Below are 21,102 nucleotides of genomic sequence, written 5' to 3'. Positions count from 1 at the left end.
CCACCCATCAGCCAGATCCCGCTTGCGGGGGGGACCACTAGACTTCACAGGGGGGATGAAGTCTACGCAACTCAACTCAGGAGACCTGTGATGAACAGTGCATCTTGGCTGGCGTTGGTAGTGGCGGCAGGGGCGATTTCGGGCTGCGCGAGCAGAAACGAAATTGTCGATGTCCCCCTCAATGCTACCCCGCAAAACGCAGAGCATATCGCTCGAGCCACCCTCAGCCCGGTGGGCGATCAAACCAGTATCTGGCTCACCGTCGGTGGAGTCCCCCACGATATGGCTGTTTCCAGCCGTCTCGACACTGCAATCTACGCAGGCTCGTGCCAGCAATTGGGTACGCAACCGGCGTACAGGACCCGTCAGGCCAATAGCGTCGACTACCCATCGCTGGCCCCGCGTACCCAACATTGGGCCCAGGCACCGGTGGCGCTGAGCGATTTGACCAAGGGTAGCTATGCCTTGCTGGTTCGCAGCAGTCCGGCAGACGGTAGCCGCCCACTTTTCTGCGGAAACATCAGCGCTGGCTAGGGGCGCATCAGGCAAGCCGTTCGGTACTGTGGCCTGCGCAAGTAGCGCAGGCCATGGCCTGGGTTCAGAAGAGTGTGCCGTACCCGGCGGCCATCACGATGAGCGTGAGAAAACAGGCCAACTGAACGAAAAAGAAGCTAAACCGAACTGCCACGAACGCATTGGTTTGTTCATGGCAGACATGCACCAGCGACTGACACACCCGGGCAACCAGAATGAGTATCGACAAGTAGTTTACCGTAGGTCCTTCAACGCCAAGGGCGGAAATCAACCACACGATGACGCCAAACACAGGCAGGTTTTCCACGCAGTTGGCGTGTGCCCTTACCCCGCGCCGATACCAGTCCTCGCCCTCGAGCCGATCGCTTCGGAAAGAGGCAATCGGCGCATTCGAGAACAGTATCCTGGCCCAGCGATAGACCCCGACGGTGGCCATTAACAGCAGTAACGTCCAGGTCGCGAACCCAAGCAGCATCCACATCGGTATTGTCATGGCGGCCAGTCTCGATCAATGGCCCATGATGGGTGACAGTGCGGTGTTGATCCGCGACATCTGGGCTGGCGTTGTCATGCGCGTCAGCAGCCGGGCAAAGTGTGGATGCTGCACGCCCGAGATAATGTACTGCCAGCGGTAGGCGTCCAGCATGCAGGCGTTGATGCGTGCTGCTTCGTCGACACTGAATGATCGTGAAGCATGGCGCGTGAAGTACTCGGCATCGGCTGTCGATTGTGCCTGCAGGATGGCGTCGACGGCCGCCACCAGTGCTATCAGGTCGTTCACTGCCTGGTCGCATTCGGCGGGCGACAGTTTTGCGTGCTCGGCCTTCCACTCCAGTTCATCGAGCACGACGTGTCGGCTTTCATCCTTCCAGTGAAACTTGAAGACGTCCTTGAACAGCGGGCATAGCTCTTCGTGCGGGGCGATGCTTTGTGCGTAGTGGGATTGCACGAACAACTCGATATGACAGGTCAGCGCCAGCACCGACCAGGTGCTGGATGCCAGCACCACGCGCGCCACGTCGTTTGGATCGGCCACTTGACGATATCCCGCCGGCAGTTGCGAGCCAATCATTGTCTCGATGCGTCGGAACAGTTCCTGATGCTTGATCTCGTCATTGGAGAAGCGCACCAGCGCTTCGAGTGCGAGCTGATCGTCGAACACATGGGCGCGACCCTGATCGAGCATTTTGGCACTGATAAAGCGCTCGACCAGGCCAAAGAGGTACGCATAGGTCCGGCCTTGAATCTGGCTGAGCAGGCGCGCCTGGTGTGCGTCAAGAAAGGTCAGGCGGTCGACCAGCGACAGTGAGTCGGGCAGGAATTTGCGCGAGAAGTCGAAATGCCGGTCCTGCAGCAGATCGCGATCGATCTGCCATTCGGCTTTCTTTGATGACCTGACCAGTTGCGCGTAACGGGCGGCGTTGCGCGAATCAGGGATGGGGAGGGTCGCGAAGGTGTTCATATCGATCTCCAATTTTCCAGGTCGAGCCACAATGGGGCGGAGCCAATGACCCAGGGTGAAGCCTCTGGGGAGAGTCCTGATCGCCGAGTCCGCGTTGGTGCTAATCTAGGCCTCGCCGTCCGGGTGAAGAATGACCGCTGCGCCTGATTACTTGCTCCAGACTCCGTAAAGGAGGGGTGGCAAATGCTCGATGCGCTTTCCGATGTGTTGCGTGTGATCCGGCTGTCTGGGGGAGTGTTTCTCGAGGCAGAGTTCACTGCGCCCTGGTGCATGATCGGCAGAATCTCTGCCGACGATTGCAAACCGTTCGTGGCGGCGCCTCGACATATCATTGCCTCGCATTTTGTCGCGGCGGGGCACATGCAATTGCGCGTCGACGATGGCGCCCCCCTCGACGTGCGCGCAGGCGAATTGATCCTGCTACCTCGCAATGATGTTCATACGTTTGGCAGTGACCTGGGCTTTACACCCATGCCGGCGCGCGACGTCATTACGCCGCCGTCAGTCGGCGGCATTTCACGCATCAAGTGCGGCGGGGGCGGGGAGGCCACACAGCTGTTGTGCGGCTTCCTCGGCTCTGAAACCCCCTTCAGTCCGTTGCTGTCGTCGCTGCCATCGGTACTGAAACTGGACATGCGCGCGACGGCTTCGGGGGCCTGGATTGAAAGCTCGTTCCGTTTCGCGGTGAGCGAGACAGCGGCAGGACGCGTCGGCTCAACGGCAGTCATTGCCAAACTGTCTGAATTGCTTTTCGTCGAAGCCGTCAGCCAGTACGTCGCGAGCCTCCCGGCAGAGCGGCGCGGGTGGTTGGCGGGTTTGCGCGATCCGCATATCGGGCGCGCACTGGCACTGCTCCATGCGCGTCCGACCGAGGGCTGGACCGCTGAAACCCTGGCGCTCGAGGTGGGCATGTCGCGCTCGGTGTTCGCCCAGCGATTCACCGCATTGGTCGGGCAGCCGCCGATGCAATACCTGACGCTCTGGCGTATGCACGTGGCGGCTCAACACTTGCGGGAAGGGCGGGGGAATGTGGCGCAAATCGGCTTTTCAGTCGGCTACGAATCCGAAGCGGCGTTCAGTCGCGCCTTCAAGCGCCAGTTCGGTACATCGCCCGGCACCTGGCGCAGGCACTCCGCTTGAGTCGGCATTGGGCCAGCAAAACCTTGCCGCACGCCTAGCCGCCTCCCTTCGCGATCAGGCATGATCAGGCTACATGAACCGGGACTCGCTGACCTATGCCCGTTGACCTGCAAGCGCTCTACCCCAAACTGATCCATCTGATGCTGGACACGGTCTTCGTGGTCGACAGGGATAACCAGATCGTATTTGTCAGTGATGCCTGTCAGGCGCTGCTTGGTTACCGTGCTGACGAGCTGACCGGCACCCCGATCACTGACTACATGCACCCTGACGACCTGGCGAAAACGCGAGCCTCCATTGTCCGGGTCATGAATGGCCAGCCGCACTTCGATTTCCGCAACCGTTATATCCGCAAGGATGGCGGAGTCGTGCACATCCTGTGGGCAGCCTTCTGGTCCGAGGAGGTGGGGGCGCGGATCGGCGTTGCGCGCAATGTCACGGCCCTCTGGCAGGCGGAGGAGGAATTGCGCTTCCTCGCCCATCATGACCCGCTGACAGGGCTGGCCAATCGTGCGCTGTTCAATGATCGGCTGGATGCGGCCCTGCGCGCGGCACAGCGCCACGACAGCAGCCTGGCGTTGCTGTTTTTGGATGTCAATGACTTCAAGGGCATCAACGATGTCCATGGCCATGCAGCGGGCGATCAGGTGCTCCGCATGATTGCCCGTCGGCTGCAAGGCTGCGTGCGCGAGACGGACACGGTGGCCCGGATGGGCGGTGATGAATTCACGGTACTGTTGACCGATATCCAGTCCCAGGGCGATGTGTGCGAGAAAGTGGCGCAGATTCTCGCGGTCATGGCCGAGCCACCGGATGCCGACTCTTCCGTACTCACAATGCCGTCCTGCAGTATCGGTATCGCCTGTTATCCCGCGGACGGAGAGGATGCCGATACGCTGCTCAGCCATGCGGACGACGATATGTACCGCATAAAAAGGCAACGTTCCGCGGCCGGATGACGAACCTGGAACACAGCTTCGACGGGTGAACTAGCGCCGTGCCGACAGTTGTTGCGGCGCCAGGAATGCATCGTGGAAATAGTTACGAAACGCTTGCATGGCCGGGCTGAAATCGCGCTCGCGATGCCAGGCCAGGCCTACGCTCATGGGGGTTACCTTGTCAGTGACGGTCAGGGTTTCGATGCGTTTGCCCTCCAGCGACCAGGGGCGGTGCACCAGGTCCGAGAGGATCGCCACGCCGCTGCCATTGGCGACCATGCTGCGCACCGCTTCGACTGAACTGGTGCGTATCCGTACGTTTGGCTGCTGGTGCGCGTGTTCCCAGTAACGCTTGGCGCTCTGTTCGGCTTCGTCGACGGTCAACAGGATAAAGGGCTCTTGCGCAACGTCAGCCAGGCTGACGGCGGAGCGTTCGAGCAGGGGGTGATGGCTGGGCAGCCATAACCGGCGTTCGGAGTTGAAGAGGGTTTCCGAAACGATGTCCGGGTGAGTGAGGTTCGCGGTCAGCACCACCGCCATGTCGAATTTTCCTTCCAGCAGGCCTTGCTCGATGGCCGTGCGCTCTTGTTCGTGGACCTCGATGGCTACGTCCGGGTGCCAGTGTTCAAGCCGTTGCAGGTGGTGCGGCAGAAAGTAGCCGATCACCGTGTAGCTCGCGGCCAAACGTAACAGGCCACTGGCGCGGACGTCCGGCAGCGGGCTATTCAGCGCGTCGTCGACGCTGCGCAAAATCACATAGGCACGGTTGAGAAAATGCCGCCCGGCATCGGTCAGGCTCATGCCTTGGGCCGAGCGCTGGAACAACAGCGTGCCGAGCATGGCTTCCAGCTCCTTGATCGCGGTGGTCACCGCGGACTGGGAAATGTTCAGGTGAATGGCCGCTTGGGAAATTTGCCCGATCTCCGCGGTGGCGACGAAATAGCGGACCTGGCGCAGGGTCAGTGACATGGGCGCTCCATTGTCTGTTTTTCAGGGTTATCTGTTTTTCAGAAGATGGCCCCTCTGATAATAGATCTTCCCAAGGGGGGTGGCGGGAATTTAACGTGGCCTGCATGAAGTCACAAGCGTCAGGAGCAAGCGTCATGCAGGCAGTAGATTTCAATTCGGACATGGGCGAAGGCTTTGGCCCATGGACCATCGGCGATGGCGTTGACAATGAGCTGATGGGCTTCATCAGCACCGCCAACATCGCCACCGGTTTCCACGCCGGCGACCCAAGCACCATGCGCCGCACCGTCGAACGGGCGAAGCAACTGGGCGTGGCCATCGGCGCGCATCCGGGGTTCCGCGACCTGGTCGGCTTCGGCCGCCGGCACATCAATGCACCGGCCCAGGAACTGGTCGACGACATGCTTTACCAGTTGGGTGCGCTGCGTGAACTCGCCCGGGTTCAGGGCGTGGCGCTGCAACACATCAAACCTCACGGCGCCCTGTACATGCACCTGGCCCGCGACGAGCAAGCTGCGCGTTTGCTGGTGGAAAATCTCCAGCGCCTGGAGCCGGAGTTGCTGCTGTATTGCATGCCCAACTCAGTGATCTGGCACGTCGCCCGGGAACTCGGCCAACCGGTGATCCGCGAGTTCTACGCCGACCGCGAGTACGACCTCAGCGGCTCCATCGTCTTTACCCGCAACGTACGAGCCTACGACCCGACCCAAGTGGCGGCGCGGGTGCTGCGTGCCTGCCAGGAAGGTGTGGTGCGCACTGTCGAAGGCGAAGACCTGGCCATCGAATTCGATTCCATCTGTTTGCACAGCGATACACCGGGTGCCCTGGCATTGGTCGAGGCCACACGCAAGGCGCTGGATGACGCGGGGATCAAGGTTCGCGCACCGCGCTGAGCCCTGGAGCACAACGAAACACCAGGCACAGAGACGCCAGGGTTCAAACACCGATCCATTTTTATGCCTGCCTTTCTACAACTATTCCAAGAGGAACAGACATGGCCGAACAAACCGTTATTACCCCGTTGCCGGGCACCTTCTACCGTAAAGCCACACCGGACTCGCCGAACTACGTCGAGCCGGGCGCAGAGGTCAGCGCCGACACCGTGATTGGCCTGATCGAGGTCATGAAGCAGTTTTCCGAACTGACCGCCGGGACGGCCGGTCGCCTCAGTGCCTTCCTGGTCGAAGACGGTGATCCGGTGGAACCGGGTCAGGTCATCGCAACGCTCGATGGCCATTGAGGGTAGGGGGCGATCATGACTCAAGGTATTCGTAAATTACTCATCGCCAACCGTGGCGAAATCGCTGTGCGGATTATCCGCGCCGCCAAAGCGCTGGGGATTCCCACCGTTGCCGCCTGCAGCGAAGCGGACGTCGACTCCCAGGCAGCGCGCATGGCCGACGAGGTCCATATCCTTGGCCCCGCCCGCGCTGACAAGAGTTACCTGAACGTCGAGGCATTGCTCGGCGCCCTGAAAGCCACCGGTGCGAATGCGGTACACCCGGGTTACGGTTTTCTCTCGGAGAACGCCGATTTTGCGCAAGCGGTTGTCGCCGCCGGCGCGATCTTCGTCGGGCCCGGCGCCGAGACGATCCGGCGCATGGGCGACAAGGCCGAAGCCCGGCGCACCGCGCAAGCGGCTGGCGTGCCGGTGGTGCCCGGTTCCCCCGGTGAGCTGTTCGACGTCGAGTCGGCGCTCAAGGCTGCCGAATCCGTAGGCTTCCCGTTGCTGATCAAGGCTTCGGCCGGTGGTGGCGGACGTGGTATTCGCCTGGCGGAAAACGCCCAGCAACTGAGCGAAGAGTTTCCCCGTTCCCAGCGCGAAGCCCAGGCCGCATTCGGTAACGGTGCGGTGTATCTGGAACGGTTTATCGGCAAGGCCCGGCACATCGAAGTGCAGGTGTTGGGCGATGGCCAGCACGCGGTGCACCTGTTCGAGCGCGAGTGCTCGCTGCAACGTCGGCGGCAGAAGATCTTCGAAGAGGCACCGTCGCCGGTCCTCAACCCACAACAGCGCGAGACGCTTTGCGCCAGTGCCGTGCGCCTGACCGAGGCCCTTGGCTACAAGGGCGCCGGCACCCTGGAGTACCTGTACGACGACGCCACCGGCGAGTTTTTCTTTATCGAGATGAACACGCGGATCCAGGTGGAACACCCGGTCAGCGAACTCATTACCGGTATCGATCTGGTCCAGGCCATGCTGCGCATTGCCGGTGGCGAGCCGCTGGGCTTCAAGCAAAGCGACATCCAGCTCAATGGCGCCGCCTTGCAAATGCGCCTGAATGCCGAAGACCCGGCGCGGGATTTCTTCCCCAGCCCAGGCCTGGTCGAATCACTGATCTGGCCGCAAGGGAAGGGTGTGCGGGTCGACAGCCATCTCTACCAAGGCTACCGCGTGCCACCGTACTATGATTCGCTGTTGGCCAAGCTGATTGTGCATGGCCGCGACCGCAACGAAGCGTTGGCCCGTGCGCGAGTCGCCGTCGCGCAGACCACGCTCACCGGCATGGCCAGCACCTTGTCGCTGCACGGTGAGCTCCTGGAACAACCGTGGCTGCACAGCGCCGACTTCCACACTGGCACCCTGGAAACCTGGCTGGCCGAGCGCCGCAGCGGAGGTGAAGCATGAGTACCGCAATCCGCTACAGCTTTGGCGCCGACGAGCATTTGTTCGCCGAAGTCAGCGACAGCATGTCCCTTGAAGCGTTTTTCAAGGGCATGGCCGTGACCCGCGCCGTGGAGCGCCTGGCGCTGGATGGCGTGCTCGATGTGTGCCTGGCCAATGCCTCGTTCCAGATCCGTTTCGACCCGGACCGTATCGCGCCTCACACCTTGCTCGAAGCGGTAAAAGGCGCAGAAGCCGAGGCCGTGGCCGAGCGGACGTTGCAGACCCGGATCATCGAGATTCCGGTGCTCTATAACGATCCCTGGACCCATGAAACCTTGATGCGTTTTCGTGACCGCCACCAGGACCCGAGTGCGACAGACCTGGAATACGCTGCGCGGATCAATGGCCTGGCGGACGTCGAGGCGTTCATCGCCGCGCACAGTGGCGCGCCATGGTTTGTCTCGATGGTCGGTTTCGTCGCGGGGTTGCCGTTCATGTTCCAGATGGTCGAGCGCGAGCGTCAGTTACAGGTGCCCAAGTACCTGCGGCCGCGCACCGATACACCCAAATTGACCCTGGGTCATGGCGGATGCTTCGGCTGCATCTACTCCGTGCGCGGTGCCGGTGGTTATCAGATGTTCGGCGTTACGCCGGCACCGATCTACGATCCGCAGCAGAACTTGGCATACCTCAAGGAACACATGGTGTTCTTCCGCCCGGGCGACATCGTGCAATTCAAGCCGATGGACCGTGAGGCCTATGACGTTGCCGTGGCCGAAGTGGAAGCCGGACGTTTCGATCTGCGGATTCGTCCGGTGGAGTTTTCCCTGGATGCTTTCCTGGCTGACCCCGTCGGCTATCCCAAGTCGCTGCAGGAGGTGCTGGCATGATCAAGGTACTCAAACCCGGTCTGGCGACCTCGGTACAGGACCTGGGCCGCGAAGGCTACTACCACCTCGGCATTCCGCCTTCCGGGGCGCTCGACCAATACGCGTTGAGCGCAGCCAACCAGTTGGTCGGCAATCCGCCGGGTGCGGCGGCGCTTGAATGCACGTTGCTCGGTCCGGAACTGGAATTTGCGCAAGACGCGTTGGTGGCCGTGTGCGGTGCGCACATGACGCCAAAGGTCGATGGTGTGGACATGCATCTCGACACCGCCTTCACGGTCAAGGCCGGGCAAGTGCTGCGCTTCGATTTTCCCAAGGCCGGCGCACGGGCTTATCTGGCAGTGGCTGGCGGTATCGATGTGCCGGTGGTCCTCGGCAGTCGTTCCACCTACGCGCTGGGCGCCCTCGGTGGCTTCCAGGGCCGTCGCCTGATTGCCGGAGATGAATTGCCGATGGGTGTTGCCAGCGGCAAGGGCCGCGCCGGGGCCAGTCTGCCCATGGCGTTGCGTCAATCCCTGGGTGGCGAAATCACCCTGCGCGTGGTGCCGGGGCTGTACTACGACCGGTTGACCCCAGCGGCGGCGGACAGCTTTTTCGCCGAGGCCTGGACCGTCGGCTCGGAAGCGGACCGTATCGGCTATCGCTTCAAGGGCGGCAGCCCGCTGAGCTTTCAGCCGCGCGAGCAACCCTTCGGCGCCGGCTCCGATCCGTCGAACATCGTCGACAGTTGCTACCCGATCGGCTCGATACAGGTCCCCGCGGGACTCGAACCCATCGTGTTGCACCGTGATGCGGTGTCCGGTGGTGGCTACGCGATGATCGGTACGGTGATCAGCGCCGACCTCGACCTGATCGGCCAGATGCAACCCAATCAGAAAGCCCGTTTCGTGGCGGTGACCCTCGAAGAAGCGCTGGAAGCGCGACGTTCCTATAAGAAAAAACTCAGCTGCCTGAGCAAGCTGTTCCCTTCCTGACGCTGCCCGCCGCACTGCGCGGGTAAAGCCAAACGGCAAGCCAACGCCGCACTACGGTGCGGTGGCGGCTGCCCGCGCTTCAACCTTTGACTGGTTCTGGAGTTCACGCATATGGCTGCTTTATCGCAATCGAGTCAAACCGGGCAGGACCCGGCCAATCACCCCGTTCCACCTCAAGCCCGCATGGGCCGACTGTCCCTGACCATGGCCTGGTGGGCGGTGTGCAGTGCGATGTTCTACATCGTGGTGGGCGCTTCCCTGGCGCTGTCTTATGGCGCGCGCAATGCGCTGATCGGCATGGTCCTGTCGGTGATCAGTTACGGATTGGTCAACAGTGTGCTCAGTCGCTTCGCGATTCGCAGCGGCTTGTCGGTGGCACTGTTTTCGCGGCTGTTGTTCGGCAGCACCGGAGCATGCCTGGCCACCCTGATCTTCTTTTCCACGGCGATCTATTACGCGGTGTTCGAAGGTTCGGTGATCGCCGTGGCGCTCAATCACCTGTACCCGGAACTGGTCTATCCACTGGCCGCGTTGCTGGTGGTGCTGTACAGCGTGCCGATGATATTGGGCAGCGTGCAGCATTGGCTGGACAAGCTCAATGGCGTGCTGCTGCCGGTCTACCTGGGCGGATTGCTGGTGGCGGTGGGGCTGTCGATCAGCCGGTATGGCTACCAACCGCAATGGCTGGATTTCGGCCCGGCAACCCCCAGCGCCTTCGGCTGGTGGGACTGCTTTGTCGCCTACATGGGGGTTTGGGTGCTGATGCTGTTCACCTTCGACTACGCCCGGTTTGGCAAGGAAGAAGACGCCGGGTATCACGGTCGCTGGAACTTCGGCATGCCGTTCTACGCGGTGACGTTTTTGCTCAACGGCGCAGCGGGCATCTATCTGGTCAGCAGCATTCCCCATGAAGGCGCGTTGAACGAAGTGTCGGTGGTCATGGCGATCCTACAGTTGATGGGCTTGTGGGGGTTGTTGTTTGTCTGGGCCACGCAAACCCGGATCAATACCGCCAATTACTACCTGGCGACGCTCAACATGCAGGCATTCTTTGCCCGTTTCGGAGTGCGTGGTGCGTACTGGGCGTGGGCCCTGGCGGTGGGGGTGATCGTGTACGGCTTGATGCTCGCCGATGTGTTTGCCTATTTGCTCAAGGCGTTGGCCTACCAGGGCATTTTTGTGGTGGCCTGGGTCGGCGTGGCGTTGGCGCAGATTCTTTATGGGCGCAGTGACGTGGCGGCGCTGGAACGCGTGGCTGCATTCAACCCGGTGGGCCTGACGGCGTGGTTTGGCGCCACGGCAGCGGGCCTTGCCCTGATGTATGGCGGTGGTGGCCTGGGCAGCTTTTCAGCACCCTCGACCGTGATCCTGGCGTTCGCGTTGCAGGCTGGCTTGTCACGTCGAAGCCGGTTGCGCCTGCAGGTGGCGCAGTAGAGAAGTAGTCGTATATCTCGCTACGGGTGCCTTGTCCTTACGGCACCCGCGGCAGCAGCTACCGGGTCACGACAGGCGTGATTCGCCTGTCGTACGGCTCAAGTACCCGGCAACAACGCCGATGCGCGAGAATACCAGCCAGGCAAACAGCAGCACACTCACGCCAATCAGGATCGATGCGACGCCAATCAGTGGCTCGATCGACGCGAAGCCCTTCAGCCGCAGGGTCAGCGCGCCGAGCATCACCGGCACGCCCAGGTTGTACGTCCAGAACTGCACTGCAGCCGCGCGACCTTCGGTCATGCTCGGGTGCAATGCGCCGATGACGCCGAACAGTGCCATCGATACCCATCCCAACAGATTGATGTGGGCATGTACGGCGAAGAGCGAGTGGTCGCCAGAGGCACCCATCGTCACCCCCAGCATCACGCCAATGGCAAAGTAGAGGGCAGCAAGTCGAAACCAGGTCCGCGAACGGGGAGTGTGATTCATGGCATTCACCTCAAGCGCCCTGAGGCGCGCTCAGTTGCTGGAAAATCCCTGAAATCGTGATGCCCGCAGATGCCGTGCACAGGGGCGGTGGCAGATCCGCTGCCTTACGTCTATTATGAGACTCATGTCTCATTACAAGACAAGGTATCATTTATTCCATGTCGAATCCCAAGTCAAGCCCGTTGATCGGTGAGGGTGATGCACAAGGTCGCGTCAACCAGAAGCTGCGCACCCGCCAGGCGCTGATCGAGGCCGCCATCGCCTTGCGCGACGAAGGTCATCAGCCCACGGTGGCGCAAGCGGCTGAGCGCGCCAGGGTGTCGCGCGCCACGGCCTATCGCTATTTTCCCACGGTCGAGGCGTTGCTCAGCGAGACAGCGGCCGATCGTGACATGCCGCCGCTGGAACGCATCTGGCAGCTGGGGGACGATCCGGTCAAGGGTATGGGCCTGGCGGCGAACACGTTGAACAAACTGCTGATCGACGACGAGATCGGCCTGCACGTGATGGAGCGCTCGTTCATGACCGTATGGCTCGAAAGCGAGTCCCACGAGCCCCTGCGACCGGGCCGCCGCCTGAGCTACATCGAGCCGATTGTCGACTCGATGAAAGACGTGCTGTCACCCAAGGCGCGCAAGCGCCTGAAGCAGGCGCTGTCGATCGTCATGGGCACAGAGGCATTGATTGCCGTGCGCGATATCGGTGGCGCGAGCGTCGAAGAATCACTCGCCACCACCGCCTGGGCGGCGCGGGCGCTGGTTCGCCAGGCACTGGATGAGGATGAAAAAAACCGTCGAAAGCGAGGCTGATCTGCGCGATGGTAAGTGCGCGTACACCTGATCGTTCCCACACTCTGCGTGGGAATGCCGCCAGGGACGCTCCGCGTTCCGCTAGCAACGCAGGGCTGGAGTCCGCGCTAAGCGAAACGGCCGGCTAGCCTGATTCTGGATCTGTTTGCGTTCACCTGATCGTTCCCACGCTCTGCGTGGGAATGCCGCCAGGGACGCTCCGCGTTCCGATAGCAACGCAAGGCTGGGGTCCGCGCAGTGGTGACGCAGAGCGTCACGGGTTCGAGTCAGTCCGCCTTCTCTTCATCGGCCGGCACTTCAGTCCAGCTGTCATCCGGATCAAAGCGCTTCATCGCCTGCGCCAGCTTTTCGCTACCAGGCCCCAGGTCTTTTTCGAAGACCTGTCCCTCATGGCTGATCATGAAGCTCATCACCCCGGTTTCACCGTATTTCGCCGGCCAGGCGATCAGTGCAAAGCCCCGGCTCATCTTGTCCCCGATGAGGTAGCTGTAGGCCCCGCCCGGTGCGGAAGGCCCCTGGCCCAGCAGGATGCGGAAGCGGTAGCCATGCCAGGGTTGGCCGGCTATGGTTTTGCCGAACTCGGGCCCCAACGGGCTGATCTGTCCGCTATCGTCGTCCGCCCAATAGAGTCCGTCGTGCTTGCCGGCGGTACTGAAGATTTTCTGCGCGTATTCGAGGGCGCCGTCACCGTCGCGATCCACCGAGGCGTAGTCCATCTGGGCATCGTGATAGGCCAGCGCCGATTGCACCGCGGCCAGCTCGTTGCGGCCAATTTGCCGGGTACGAAGCTCCGCACTGCCGGCCTTGATGTCGAAACGCCAACCCTTCGCGCCTTTTACGATGGGGATAGGCAGTGTCCAGTGCTCACTGCCCACCGACAGAATCGCCTTGTTGTCGCCGGTTTTTTCAATCTGGTGTTGCTCGTGGTATAGCTTCAAAAACGCCTCCACGTCTTCGCGCTCGGCACCGTCGCGAGGGATGAAACTGCGCCAGTCTTCACCCAGCAACTCGGCCAGGCGTTTCTGATCGGCATTTTTCGTACCCAATGCTTCGACGAATGCTTCAGCGGCCTTTTCCGGCGTTGCAAATTCCTGCTGCGCCGTCGCCATGCACGACCAGGCCATGGCGACTGTGAGCGCCAGGGCATGCATAAGCACACTCTTGCGTGCCTTTACTCGAGGATGGTTATTCAACGGCGGCCCCCCCTTGAACGCGCTGCGCCGGATGGCCGACTGATCTGATGACCGGCTGCCCTCGAGGCGTTGGGGCGCTGGAAGGAAGCCTGGCTGGCCCGGCCACGATTGGCTTGCAGGTTGGCCTGGGACGGCGAACGCGCACCGGCGAAGGCATTGTTGCGGGCACTGCCTCTATTGACGGCCGGCGAGGCCTGGCGGTTTTGCGCCGCCTGGCGCGTCTGTGCACGTTGATTCGTCTGGTTGGCCTGATTCCTCGGTTGCTGAACTCTCGATTGCTGATTCTCCCGAGTATTTCTGGCGGTATTTTGGCTCCGGTCAGCAGCCCTCGGCCTATCGGCCGCTTTCGGCCTGTCTGCTTCGGCTTGCATCCGATTGCCGGCCGAGGCCCTGGACTGGGCTTCGCGCGCCCGATCACGGGCCTCAAGGTTGCTGGTGGCAGGTCGTTCGATACCGTGCCGGTCCATCGAGCTACGGGCATTTTCACGCGCCTGGGCGCGCTGGGCATTGTCCCCTCGATAGGCCTGGCGCTGACTGGCACCTCCCAGTTGCCGGCCGTACTGTTCGCGGCTCCTGTTGTCCCGATAGGGCACGCCATTGCGATGCGCGGCGTTATGCTGCCACTTGTTCTGATTGTTGGTGATGCGGTTGTTGGCATTGATGTTGTTGTAGCGATTGACGTCGATGTCGACGTCGTTATTACCCCAGTCACATTCACCCCACAGCGCACCGACGATGGCCACACCGGTGCCAAACGCCAGCCCGGCCATCAGCGCCTGACCGGGGTAATAGGCGGGCGGCGGCGGATAGTAGGCAGGTGGCGATGCGGGATAGGCCCAGGTGCCGTAGGTGGTTGTCGGGTTGTAGGTGGGGACGTACACCACCTGCGGATCGGCCGGCTGAATGATGATGGTGGAGGTGCTGCTGGCGGGGGCCTGGGCCGGAGCCTGCGTTGTGGTCGTGGCGGTCGATGCGGGGGGCGGTGGCGCAGCGTTCTGGATCGTTACGTTCTGATATTGGTTGCTCTGCAGGTTACCGGCTGCCTGGGCCTGGCGACGCAAGCGTTGCACGCCATTCATGAGGTCGTCGGGCTGCGCCAGGAAGGCGTCACCCAGGCGTTGGACCCAGACCGGATCCTGCCCCAGTGTTGCCAAGACCTGCGGGAAGGCAACCAGCGCCTGCACACTCGGGTCCCAGGGCTGGTTCGCCACTTGCTTAACCGCGTCATCGCCCTTGGCGTCTGGGTGAGCCTTCGACCAGGTGACGGCCTCGGCGACTTCCCCGGGATAGGTGGACGCCATCAGCACCTGTGCCAGCAGCGGGTCCGGGTAGAGCGCGATGGGCGCGAGCATTTGATCCAGCTGTTCCTGGGTAAATACCGGGTCTTTGGCGGGCACCGTGGCCGCTGCCGTATTGGCAGGGCTGGCTGTCGGGGTGGGGGCTGTATCCGCCGCCTGCGCCACGAGGGGCGGGCTGCTCAGAAAAAAAATCGCTGACAACACGTAAAAAAATGGAGTACGCATCACAGCTCCCTGTGGTCAGGCAGATTTGAAATGAGTGGATCAATGCCAGGTGAATGCGAGCCGACCGTGCAAACCCGGACCTCAACTTCGACGCCGTCCATTGATAGTAGCAAACAAAAAAAATCTGCCCGGAATACGTTCGGTTCCCGGACCAATAGCAGTCGATGGATGCCGCTCAGTGCAGTGAACACGAAAAAGCCCGGCTGATCAGGCCGGGCTTTTTGCGGGTGCGGTGCAGCGATGGGGTCAGGCGACGGTGTTGCCTTGCAGGCGGTCGGAGCCATCGGCGGCGACAGTGTTGCCTTGCAGGCGGTCGGAGCCATCGGCGGCGACGGTGTTGCCTTGCAGGCGGTCCGAACCATCGGCTGCGACGCGATTCTCGATCAAGCGATCCGAACCACCCTCGGCCACCCGGCTTTCAATCAGACGATCCGAGCCACCTTCAGCCACCACAGGCTGAACAGAGGTAGCGGCAAAAGCGTTAACTGCGAAAACCGAGAAAGCGATGCTGAGGAGGGTTTGGCGTTTCATGATCGTGTGCTCCGGGGTGTTGTTGGTTGGTATGGAGCTGATGTTACGCCGCGGATTTTTTTAGAGAACTTCATTGAAGTGATGGTGAACATCGATGTGATTGATAGGGGCCGCTCGCGACCCCTTGTTAGCGTGATGATGCGGCACCGGGCATTGATTACATTGCGTATCAACTGTAATGCCCAATCACATCGTTATCATCAACGCCAATCGCCCATAGAGTCAGCCTGACGATTTGTTTATGGCGTAGTCAAGGTGACTCTCATGGTTCAACGCATTATGAAAACAACTGCCCTGGCAGCACTTCTTGTTGCAAGCGCAATCATGCCGTCCACTCAGGCACAACCCTTGCCACTCGATAAAACCGCTTCCTTGCATAATGAGGACGTGGAATGGCGCAGCTTCCCCGCCTTCCCCAAAGAGGTAAAACTGGCTGTTATCGCCGGCGACCCGAGCAAGCCAGCACCCTACGTGGTACGAGTCAAAGTGCCCAACGGCATTCGATTAATGCCCCATGTTCATCCTGAAGATCGTATCTACACCGTCATGTCCGGTGTTTTCTATATTGGCTTCGGAACGGTTTTCGATCCGGACAAGCTGGTTGCCTACGGGCCGGGCAGCGTCGTGATACTCCCGGCCAATACGCCGCACTTCCATTGGGCAAAATCAGGTGAGTACATCTCGCAGGTCTACGGGACGGGTCCGTTGGGGCTTGAGTATGTGGATAGCCATGACGATCCTCGCTAATCCTGTAGGAGCCGGCTTGCTGGCGATCGCGGACGTGCAGTCGACACTAATGTCGCCTGATGAACTGCGATCGCCAGCAAGCCGGCTCCTACAGCGCATATCCAGGTTGCAAGGGGTTGGACATGCAAAGCACCGGGGTCAGGTCTCGGACAATTGCGCCGACCAGTGCTTCATCTCCTCGGCAATAAAATGTTTAACCAGATCGCTATACATTTTTTCGATTGCGTCCGGGCTCAGGCCCTCGGCCTCGGCCCATTCTCGACGTGTTGCCAGCATGGTAGTGAAGCGCTCCTGAGCACGCACCGAGGCCGCAGAGGTCTTGAATTTCGAAGCCGCAAGCACGTACTGGAATCGCCTGCCTAACAACTTGATAACGGCCTGGTCGAGGGCATCGATCTCACGTCTGATGTCCTCCATTCCTTTGCATTGCGCGGGTTGCAACTGGGTGAAAACTTCCATGTAGGTAACTCCGTTATTTTTCAGTCCATCGTCGAAGCGCCGCCGAAGCATGCTTCTCATTTAATCTCACATTAGCACTCGTTGCATGATCCCAATTTCATTGGGTTCGAGGCAATTGCATGGCACCGGCTCTCTTGATTGCCTTCAACTTTGTGCCCATTGTTGTCCCGAGCGGCGTACCGACGAAAGACCGTACGCCGTGGGGTGCCAAGTTTACAGTGTTATCGTTAACGACCATCGCGAGCATGCTCGCTCCTACATGCTAATGCCCGATCCTCCCAATTCTTTCGGTACATCCTTGAACTTCGGCAATCCATCTTCAATACGCAACACCGACTCCTGATAATGCACATGAACCCCTGGCATGTACTCAAGATCCGGGATGAGCGCAGCATACACATCGATGAGTCCCATCCCCGGGTGCTCGGTGAAGAGATGTCCGCCGCACGTCTTGCACCACTTGCGGTAACTCTGTGGTGTCTTGTTGTAGGTGCCGATGTTGTCGGCGCCCCGAGTCACTTGCACCGCCTCCGGTTTCCACAGGGTGAAGGCATTGACCGGCCCCGCCGACCAGTGCCGGCAAGACTCGCAATGGCAATAGCCCATCGCGGCCGGCTCACCGCTGACGGTGAACTCGACCGCACCGCAAAAACAACTGCCTTTGTAAGACTGTTCAATGTTCATGGCATGACTCCTTGATCAATGGTCAGGCGATAGCTCGCACAAACGTTACCTGTCTTCACCCGTCGATGTAGCGCACCGCTGTCGCCGGCGTGCGTCGCACCTGCAGGTCGAAAATGTCCGGGCGTGCATAGTGCCCGGTGACGTCGAGCGCCCGCCGTGCCGGGGCCACGAGTGAGACGTCGATGTCCGCATACAGAATGCCTGCCTCTCGGTGCAATGGGCCGGCCACGATCCGGCCTTGGGGATTGACCACCACCGAGTCGCCGTCGTTGATCCATTCGTCTGGATCGGCAAACAGTTGCGCACGGGACGGGAAGTCGTCAGGGACGTCGCTGCCGCGCAGCGCGGTGCCACTGCCAAGCACCCAGCAGCGGCCTTCGAGGGCAATGTGACGCATCGTACTGATCCAGCCCTCGCCAGTGTCGTAAGTGGGCGCGACATAGATTTCCACCCCTTGGGCATACAGCGCGTAGCGCGCCAGCGGCATGTAGTTTTCCCAGCAGATGAGCGCCCCCACGCGGCCAACCGGTGTATCCACCGCGCGCAACCCGGACGCATCACCAAAGCCATGCACCATGCGCTCGGGATTGGTGGGCATCAGTTTGCGGTGTCGGTTGAGCACGGCGCCGTTCACGCCGATAACGACTACGCTGTTATAGAGCGTGCCCCCTCCATTGCGCCGGTCGCATTCATTGATGCCGCACACGATCGTCACCGCGTGAACCCTGGCGGCCTCGCACAATTGGCACAGGTCACCGTTCACAATATCAACGGCATTGGCCAGCAACCGCGTATGCAACTGGCCGATGACAGCGCCGTCCTTTCCCGCCGCCAGCCGCCAGATCCACGACGGGTAACCTGGAATGAACGATTCGGGCAGAACAATCAGCGAAGCTCCCGCCGTCGCGGCCTCAGAGACCGATTGCACGGCCCGGGCGATCGTCGCGCTGCGATCGAGCAGCACGGGCGGGCGCTGAATAATGGCGATCTTGGTCATGATGTTCTCCTGGGGCGGTTGGCTGTCGGAGACTTGAGCGTGCGCGTGGCGAAGTCGCGGGGCTAGTTCAATATCTGAAGCGTTGCAGCGATGGGAGTGCAGGCAATGAACGAAAGCTATGGTCAGTTCTGCACGGTCGCGCGCGGTGCCGAGGCACTGTGCGAGCGCTGGACACCCTTGGTCGTGCGCGAACTGTTGTGCGGCAGCAAACGCTTCAATGAACTGCACCGCGGCGTCCCCCGGATGTCCACCGGCTTGCTGGCACAGCGGCTGCGCCATCTGGAAGAAATCGGCGTGGTGCATCGCACCGCGGTTGGCAAAGTCTGGGAGTACAGCCTGACCGAGGCGGGCGAGGAATTGCGCCCCATCATCATGGCGCTGGGGCATTGGGGCGCGCGCTGGATCGGCAGTCGCCTGCGCGATGATCAACTCGACGCGGGCCTGCTCATGTGGGACGTGCGCCGGTTCGTGCGTCTCGAGACGTTTCCGTCCCGACCGGTGGTCATCCAGTTCAAATTTCGCGACGCGCGGTCCGGCGAGCAAGCGTGGTGGCTGGTGGTCGAGGAGGGTGTGGCAGACCTGTGCCGCGACGACCCCGGGCGTGAATTGACGCTCGTTGTGGATTCAAGCGTGCGTGCCTTGACTGAGGTATGGGCGGGCGACCGCACACCGCGGGAGGTGCTTGAGTCGCGAGAGCTGCGTGTGGATGGCGCAGCGCAGGATGCGCAAAACCTGTGGCGCTGGTTGGGTACGAGCGCGTTTGCCGGGACCCGGAGCGCGGCGCGTTAGCCGTTCAAGCAAAACGAGCGGCTACAGCCCACTGAACATCCCGATAATCACGGCGTTGACCAGGTCAATGAAGAATCCGCACACCAGCGGCACGATCAGAAAGGCCTGGTGAGCCGCACCGTACTTCTGGGTCACGGTCGTCATATTGACGATGGCTGTCGCGGTGGAACCCAGCGCAATACCACCGAAGCCTGAAGCGATCACGCTGGCTTCGTAATTGCGGCCCATGAAGCGAAAGACCAGAAAATACGTATAGAGCACGGTCAACAGGATCTGCAGGGTCAATGCGCAAGCGATAAACAACAGCGCGCCGCTGAGCTGCCACAACTGCAAGCCCATCAGCGCCATGGTCAGGAACATACCCAGGCAGACATCGGAAATCAGCGACAGACCCTGGCTGGCGCCGCTCCAGGATTTCAGGCGCTGCTCGCCGATCAGCCCCCGCACGAGGTGGTGAATGACGATACCGGCGAACAGACAACTGACGAACTTGGGCAGGGTGATCCCGCTATCGACCAGCAGCAGGTTGAGCCCATAACCGAGCATCAAGGTCAAATTGAGCCACATCCACGCCCAGAGCACGTCGTAGTAGTCCAATGGCTTGCTTTGCTGTTGTTCGAGGATGCCGACTTCCAGCGCCGCATCCCCGGATGGCGTCAGTTGATGGCGACGGATCAGGCGGTTGGCGATAGGGCCGCCGATCACACAAGCGGCAATCAGGCCGACAGTGTTGCTGGCGATCCCCAATTCGTGCGCGTTCTGGATGCCCAGCCTTTCGACGAACAGCGGTGCCCAGGCCAGGGTCGTGCCGACCCCTCCGGTGAGGGAAATCGAGCCCACCATCAGGCCAGCCTTGGGATCAAGCCCGAAAACCTCGGCCATGCCCATGCCCAGCGCGTTCTGCAGGAAAATGAACACCGCGGCGAGCACCAGCAGGATCAGCAGCGGTCGCCCACCCTTGATCAGCTGGCGCATGTCCGACCTCAAGCCGATACCGGCAAAGAAATAGAGCAGCATGGTGTCGCGTACTTGCAGATCGAACTCGACCTGGATGTTGAGACCGAAGTACAACAGACTCGTGACCGCCGCACACACAAAGCCGCCGACCACCGATTCTGGAATACAGTATTGACGCAGCAAGGTGCTGTGCTGGACCAGTGTCTTGCCCAGGAAGAGCAGCAGGATGGCCAGGGTGAAACTCACCAGGCCATGAACAGCAAAGAGTTGGGCGGTCATCTATAGCCTATTGAAAAACCTCAAAAAAATATTATCCAGTGTCGATCGCACGGTTTTGCGACCTGGATCAATGAAAGTACAGATCGCCGATGAATCCGGGTGTGGTCAAGGCCCGGATTCGCCGAAGTGAGTCAAGCACCTGATCCCGGAACACGCAATCGCCGGAACAGGGGAGCGTATATCCTCGAGACTGACCTGGAGCCTTGCATGAAAGTTGGCGTGATCTCCGATACCCATGGCCAGCTCCGCAACGAAGCACTCGCGGCGTTGCAGGGCTGTGAACGAATCATTCATGCCGGCGACATCGGAAAGCCGGAAGTACTCGAACAACTGGCGTTGATTGCGCCACTGCATGTCGTGCGCGGGAACAATGACTTGGCAGCTGCGTGGGCGGAACATCTCGCCGACCACCTGAGTTTCGAGCTTGAGGGATGGCAGACGTTGCTGGTGCATGACATTGCCGATGCCCCGGCAGTGCTGGCGCCAGGCACGAGGCTGGTGATTACCGGGCATTCCCACAAGCCGTGCATTGAGTGGTGCGGTGAACGGCTGTACCTCAATCCAGGCAGTGCAGGGCCGCGACGGTTCAAGTTGCCGGTGACATTGGCGTTGCTTGACGTGCAAGAGGGGGCGATTGAGCCGCGTCTGGTTTCGTTGCTGGAGTGAACGTTTGCTTAGGGGCGGGTGTTGCATGTC

The 21,102-nt window shown here is 61.0% G+C and carries 23 protein-coding genes and 1 pseudogene; 13 read left to right on the top strand and 11 right to left on the bottom strand.

Annotated features, from left to right (window positions below; translation table 11 throughout):
* Window positions 1-90: 90 nt before the first annotated feature.
* Window positions 91-534 carry a hypothetical protein gene (locus PSUM_RS08560; protein WP_083349352.1) on the top strand — a complete coding sequence of 148 codons (444 nt, stop codon included), beginning with the start codon at window positions 91-93 and terminating at the stop codon, window positions 532-534.
* Between the two features lie 64 nt (window positions 535-598).
* Here the strand turns inward: PSUM_RS08560 and PSUM_RS08555 are convergent, their stop codons facing one another.
* Both PSUM_RS08555 and PSUM_RS08550 read right to left on the bottom strand, forming a co-directional pair.
* Window positions 599-1,027, bottom strand: a complete 429-nt coding sequence (locus PSUM_RS08555) for an MAPEG family protein (protein WP_083349351.1) — start codon at window positions 1,025-1,027, stop codon at window positions 599-601.
* Between the two features lie 15 nt (window positions 1,028-1,042).
* Window positions 1,043-1,996 (bottom strand): diiron oxygenase, encoded by a 954-nt coding sequence (locus PSUM_RS08550; protein ID WP_083349350.1) that lies wholly within the window; start codon window positions 1,994-1,996, stop codon window positions 1,043-1,045.
* Window positions 1,997-2,179: 183 nt separating this feature from the next.
* On the opposite strand from PSUM_RS08550, the gene PSUM_RS08545 reads away from it, so the two are divergent.
* The gene (locus PSUM_RS08545) at window positions 2,180-3,136 is read left to right on the top strand and encodes an AraC family transcriptional regulator (protein ID WP_083349349.1); all 957 of its coding nucleotides are present in this window, start codon (window positions 2,180-2,182) and stop codon (window positions 3,134-3,136) included.
* A 95-nt stretch (window positions 3,137-3,231) separates the two neighbouring features.
* Window positions 3,232-4,095 (top strand): sensor domain-containing diguanylate cyclase, encoded by an 864-nt coding sequence (locus PSUM_RS08540; protein ID WP_083349348.1) that lies wholly within the window; start codon window positions 3,232-3,234, stop codon window positions 4,093-4,095.
* A 30-nt stretch (window positions 4,096-4,125) separates the two neighbouring features.
* Here PSUM_RS08540 and PSUM_RS08535 read toward each other — a convergent pair whose 3' ends face one another.
* Entirely contained in the window at window positions 4,126-5,043 is a 918-nt protein-coding gene (locus PSUM_RS08535; protein WP_020800698.1) for a LysR family transcriptional regulator, read from the bottom strand.
* 134 nt (window positions 5,044-5,177) lie between these two features.
* On the opposite strand from PSUM_RS08535, the gene PSUM_RS08530 reads away from it, so the two are divergent.
* The 6 genes from PSUM_RS08530 to PSUM_RS08505 all read left to right on the top strand — a co-directional run bounded on the left by PSUM_RS08530 (window position 5,178) and on the right by PSUM_RS08505 (window position 10,946).
* A complete protein-coding gene (locus tag PSUM_RS08530) occupies window positions 5,178-5,936 on the top strand; it encodes a 5-oxoprolinase subunit PxpA (RefSeq protein WP_020800699.1) in 759 nt (252 codons plus the stop codon).
* Between the two features lie 101 nt (window positions 5,937-6,037).
* Window positions 6,038-6,283, top strand: coding sequence for an acetyl-CoA carboxylase (locus PSUM_RS08525; protein WP_020800700.1), 246 nt, complete (start codon window positions 6,038-6,040; stop codon window positions 6,281-6,283).
* Between the two features lie 15 nt (window positions 6,284-6,298).
* The gene (locus PSUM_RS08520; RefSeq protein WP_033043894.1) at window positions 6,299-7,672 is read left to right on the top strand and encodes an acetyl-CoA carboxylase biotin carboxylase subunit; all 1,374 of its coding nucleotides are present in this window, start codon (window positions 6,299-6,301) and stop codon (window positions 7,670-7,672) included.
* A complete protein-coding gene (locus PSUM_RS08515; protein WP_020800702.1) occupies window positions 7,669-8,541 on the top strand; it encodes a 5-oxoprolinase subunit B family protein in 873 nt (290 codons plus the stop codon). The genes PSUM_RS08520 and PSUM_RS08515 overlap by 4 nt, the downstream gene beginning before the upstream one ends.
* Window positions 8,538-9,512, top strand: a complete 975-nt coding sequence (locus PSUM_RS08510) for a 5-oxoprolinase subunit C family protein (RefSeq protein WP_033043893.1) — start codon at window positions 8,538-8,540, stop codon at window positions 9,510-9,512. Before PSUM_RS08515 ends, PSUM_RS08510 begins: the two co-directional genes overlap by 4 nt.
* A gap of 111 nt (window positions 9,513-9,623) precedes the next feature.
* Window positions 9,624-10,946, top strand: a complete 1,323-nt coding sequence (locus tag PSUM_RS08505; RefSeq protein ID WP_033043891.1) for a purine-cytosine permease family protein — start codon at window positions 9,624-9,626, stop codon at window positions 10,944-10,946.
* Between the two features lie 66 nt (window positions 10,947-11,012).
* Here PSUM_RS08505 and PSUM_RS08500 read toward each other — a convergent pair whose 3' ends face one another.
* Window positions 11,013-11,438 (bottom strand): hypothetical protein, encoded by a 426-nt coding sequence (locus PSUM_RS08500; protein WP_033043890.1) that lies wholly within the window; start codon window positions 11,436-11,438, stop codon window positions 11,013-11,015.
* A gap of 158 nt (window positions 11,439-11,596) precedes the next feature.
* On the opposite strand from PSUM_RS08500, the gene PSUM_RS08495 reads away from it, so the two are divergent.
* On the top strand, window positions 11,597-12,247 hold the full coding sequence (locus tag PSUM_RS08495; protein ID WP_033043888.1) for a TetR/AcrR family transcriptional regulator: 651 nt from the start codon (window positions 11,597-11,599) through the stop codon (window positions 12,245-12,247).
* Between the two features lie 266 nt (window positions 12,248-12,513).
* Here PSUM_RS08495 and PSUM_RS08490 read toward each other — a convergent pair whose 3' ends face one another.
* From PSUM_RS08490 to PSUM_RS08480, 3 genes and pseudogenes are all read right to left on the bottom strand, one after another.
* Entirely contained in the window at window positions 12,514-13,398 is an 885-nt protein-coding gene (locus tag PSUM_RS08490; RefSeq protein ID WP_083349347.1) for a DUF2950 domain-containing protein, read from the bottom strand.
* 38 nt (window positions 13,399-13,436) lie between these two features.
* The gene (locus PSUM_RS08485; protein WP_083349346.1) at window positions 13,437-14,963 is read right to left on the bottom strand and encodes a DUF3300 domain-containing protein; all 1,527 of its coding nucleotides are present in this window, start codon (window positions 14,961-14,963) and stop codon (window positions 13,437-13,439) included.
* Window positions 14,964-15,212: 249 nt separating this feature from the next.
* Window positions 15,213-15,494, bottom strand: a pseudogene (locus PSUM_RS08480) (hypothetical protein); the annotation flags it as partial.
* A 264-nt stretch (window positions 15,495-15,758) separates the two neighbouring features.
* Between PSUM_RS08480 and PSUM_RS08475 the strand changes: the two are divergent.
* Entirely contained in the window at window positions 15,759-16,241 is a 483-nt protein-coding gene (locus tag PSUM_RS08475; protein ID WP_033042944.1) for a cupin domain-containing protein, read from the top strand.
* A gap of 138 nt (window positions 16,242-16,379) precedes the next feature.
* Here the strand turns inward: PSUM_RS08475 and PSUM_RS08470 are convergent, their stop codons facing one another.
* The 3 genes from PSUM_RS08470 to PSUM_RS08460 all read right to left on the bottom strand — a co-directional run bounded on the left by PSUM_RS08470 (window position 16,380) and on the right by PSUM_RS08460 (window position 18,381).
* Entirely contained in the window at window positions 16,380-16,700 is a 321-nt protein-coding gene (locus tag PSUM_RS08470) for an isochorismate lyase (protein ID WP_020800719.1), read from the bottom strand.
* Window positions 16,701-16,955: 255 nt separating this feature from the next.
* Window positions 16,956-17,384 (bottom strand): GFA family protein, encoded by a 429-nt coding sequence (locus PSUM_RS08465; RefSeq protein WP_020800718.1) that lies wholly within the window; start codon window positions 17,382-17,384, stop codon window positions 16,956-16,958.
* Between the two features lie 55 nt (window positions 17,385-17,439).
* Complete coding sequence (locus PSUM_RS08460; RefSeq protein WP_020800717.1) at window positions 17,440-18,381, bottom strand: carbon-nitrogen hydrolase family protein; 942 nt, start codon at window positions 18,379-18,381, stop codon at window positions 17,440-17,442.
* A gap of 105 nt (window positions 18,382-18,486) precedes the next feature.
* On the opposite strand from PSUM_RS08460, the gene PSUM_RS08455 reads away from it, so the two are divergent.
* Complete coding sequence (locus tag PSUM_RS08455) at window positions 18,487-19,170, top strand: winged helix-turn-helix transcriptional regulator (RefSeq protein WP_020800716.1); 684 nt, start codon at window positions 18,487-18,489, stop codon at window positions 19,168-19,170.
* A 21-nt stretch (window positions 19,171-19,191) separates the two neighbouring features.
* On the opposite strand, the gene gltS is transcribed toward PSUM_RS08455, so the two are convergent.
* On the bottom strand, window positions 19,192-20,406 hold the full coding sequence (gene gltS / locus PSUM_RS08450; RefSeq protein ID WP_033042937.1) for a sodium/glutamate symporter: 1,215 nt from the start codon (window positions 20,404-20,406) through the stop codon (window positions 19,192-19,194).
* 207 nt (window positions 20,407-20,613) lie between these two features.
* On the opposite strand from gltS, the gene PSUM_RS08445 reads away from it, so the two are divergent.
* The gene (locus PSUM_RS08445; protein ID WP_083349345.1) at window positions 20,614-21,072 is read left to right on the top strand and encodes a metallophosphoesterase family protein; all 459 of its coding nucleotides are present in this window, start codon (window positions 20,614-20,616) and stop codon (window positions 21,070-21,072) included.
* Window positions 21,073-21,102: the final 30 nt, after the last annotated feature.

The sequence above is a fragment of the Pseudomonas umsongensis genome, assembly GCF_002236105.1.
Lineage (GTDB): Bacteria > Pseudomonadota > Gammaproteobacteria > Pseudomonadales > Pseudomonadaceae > Aquipseudomonas > Aquipseudomonas umsongensis.
The sequence above is the reverse complement of the archived record's forward strand: the minus strand, read 5'-3'. Positions and strand labels throughout refer to the sequence as shown.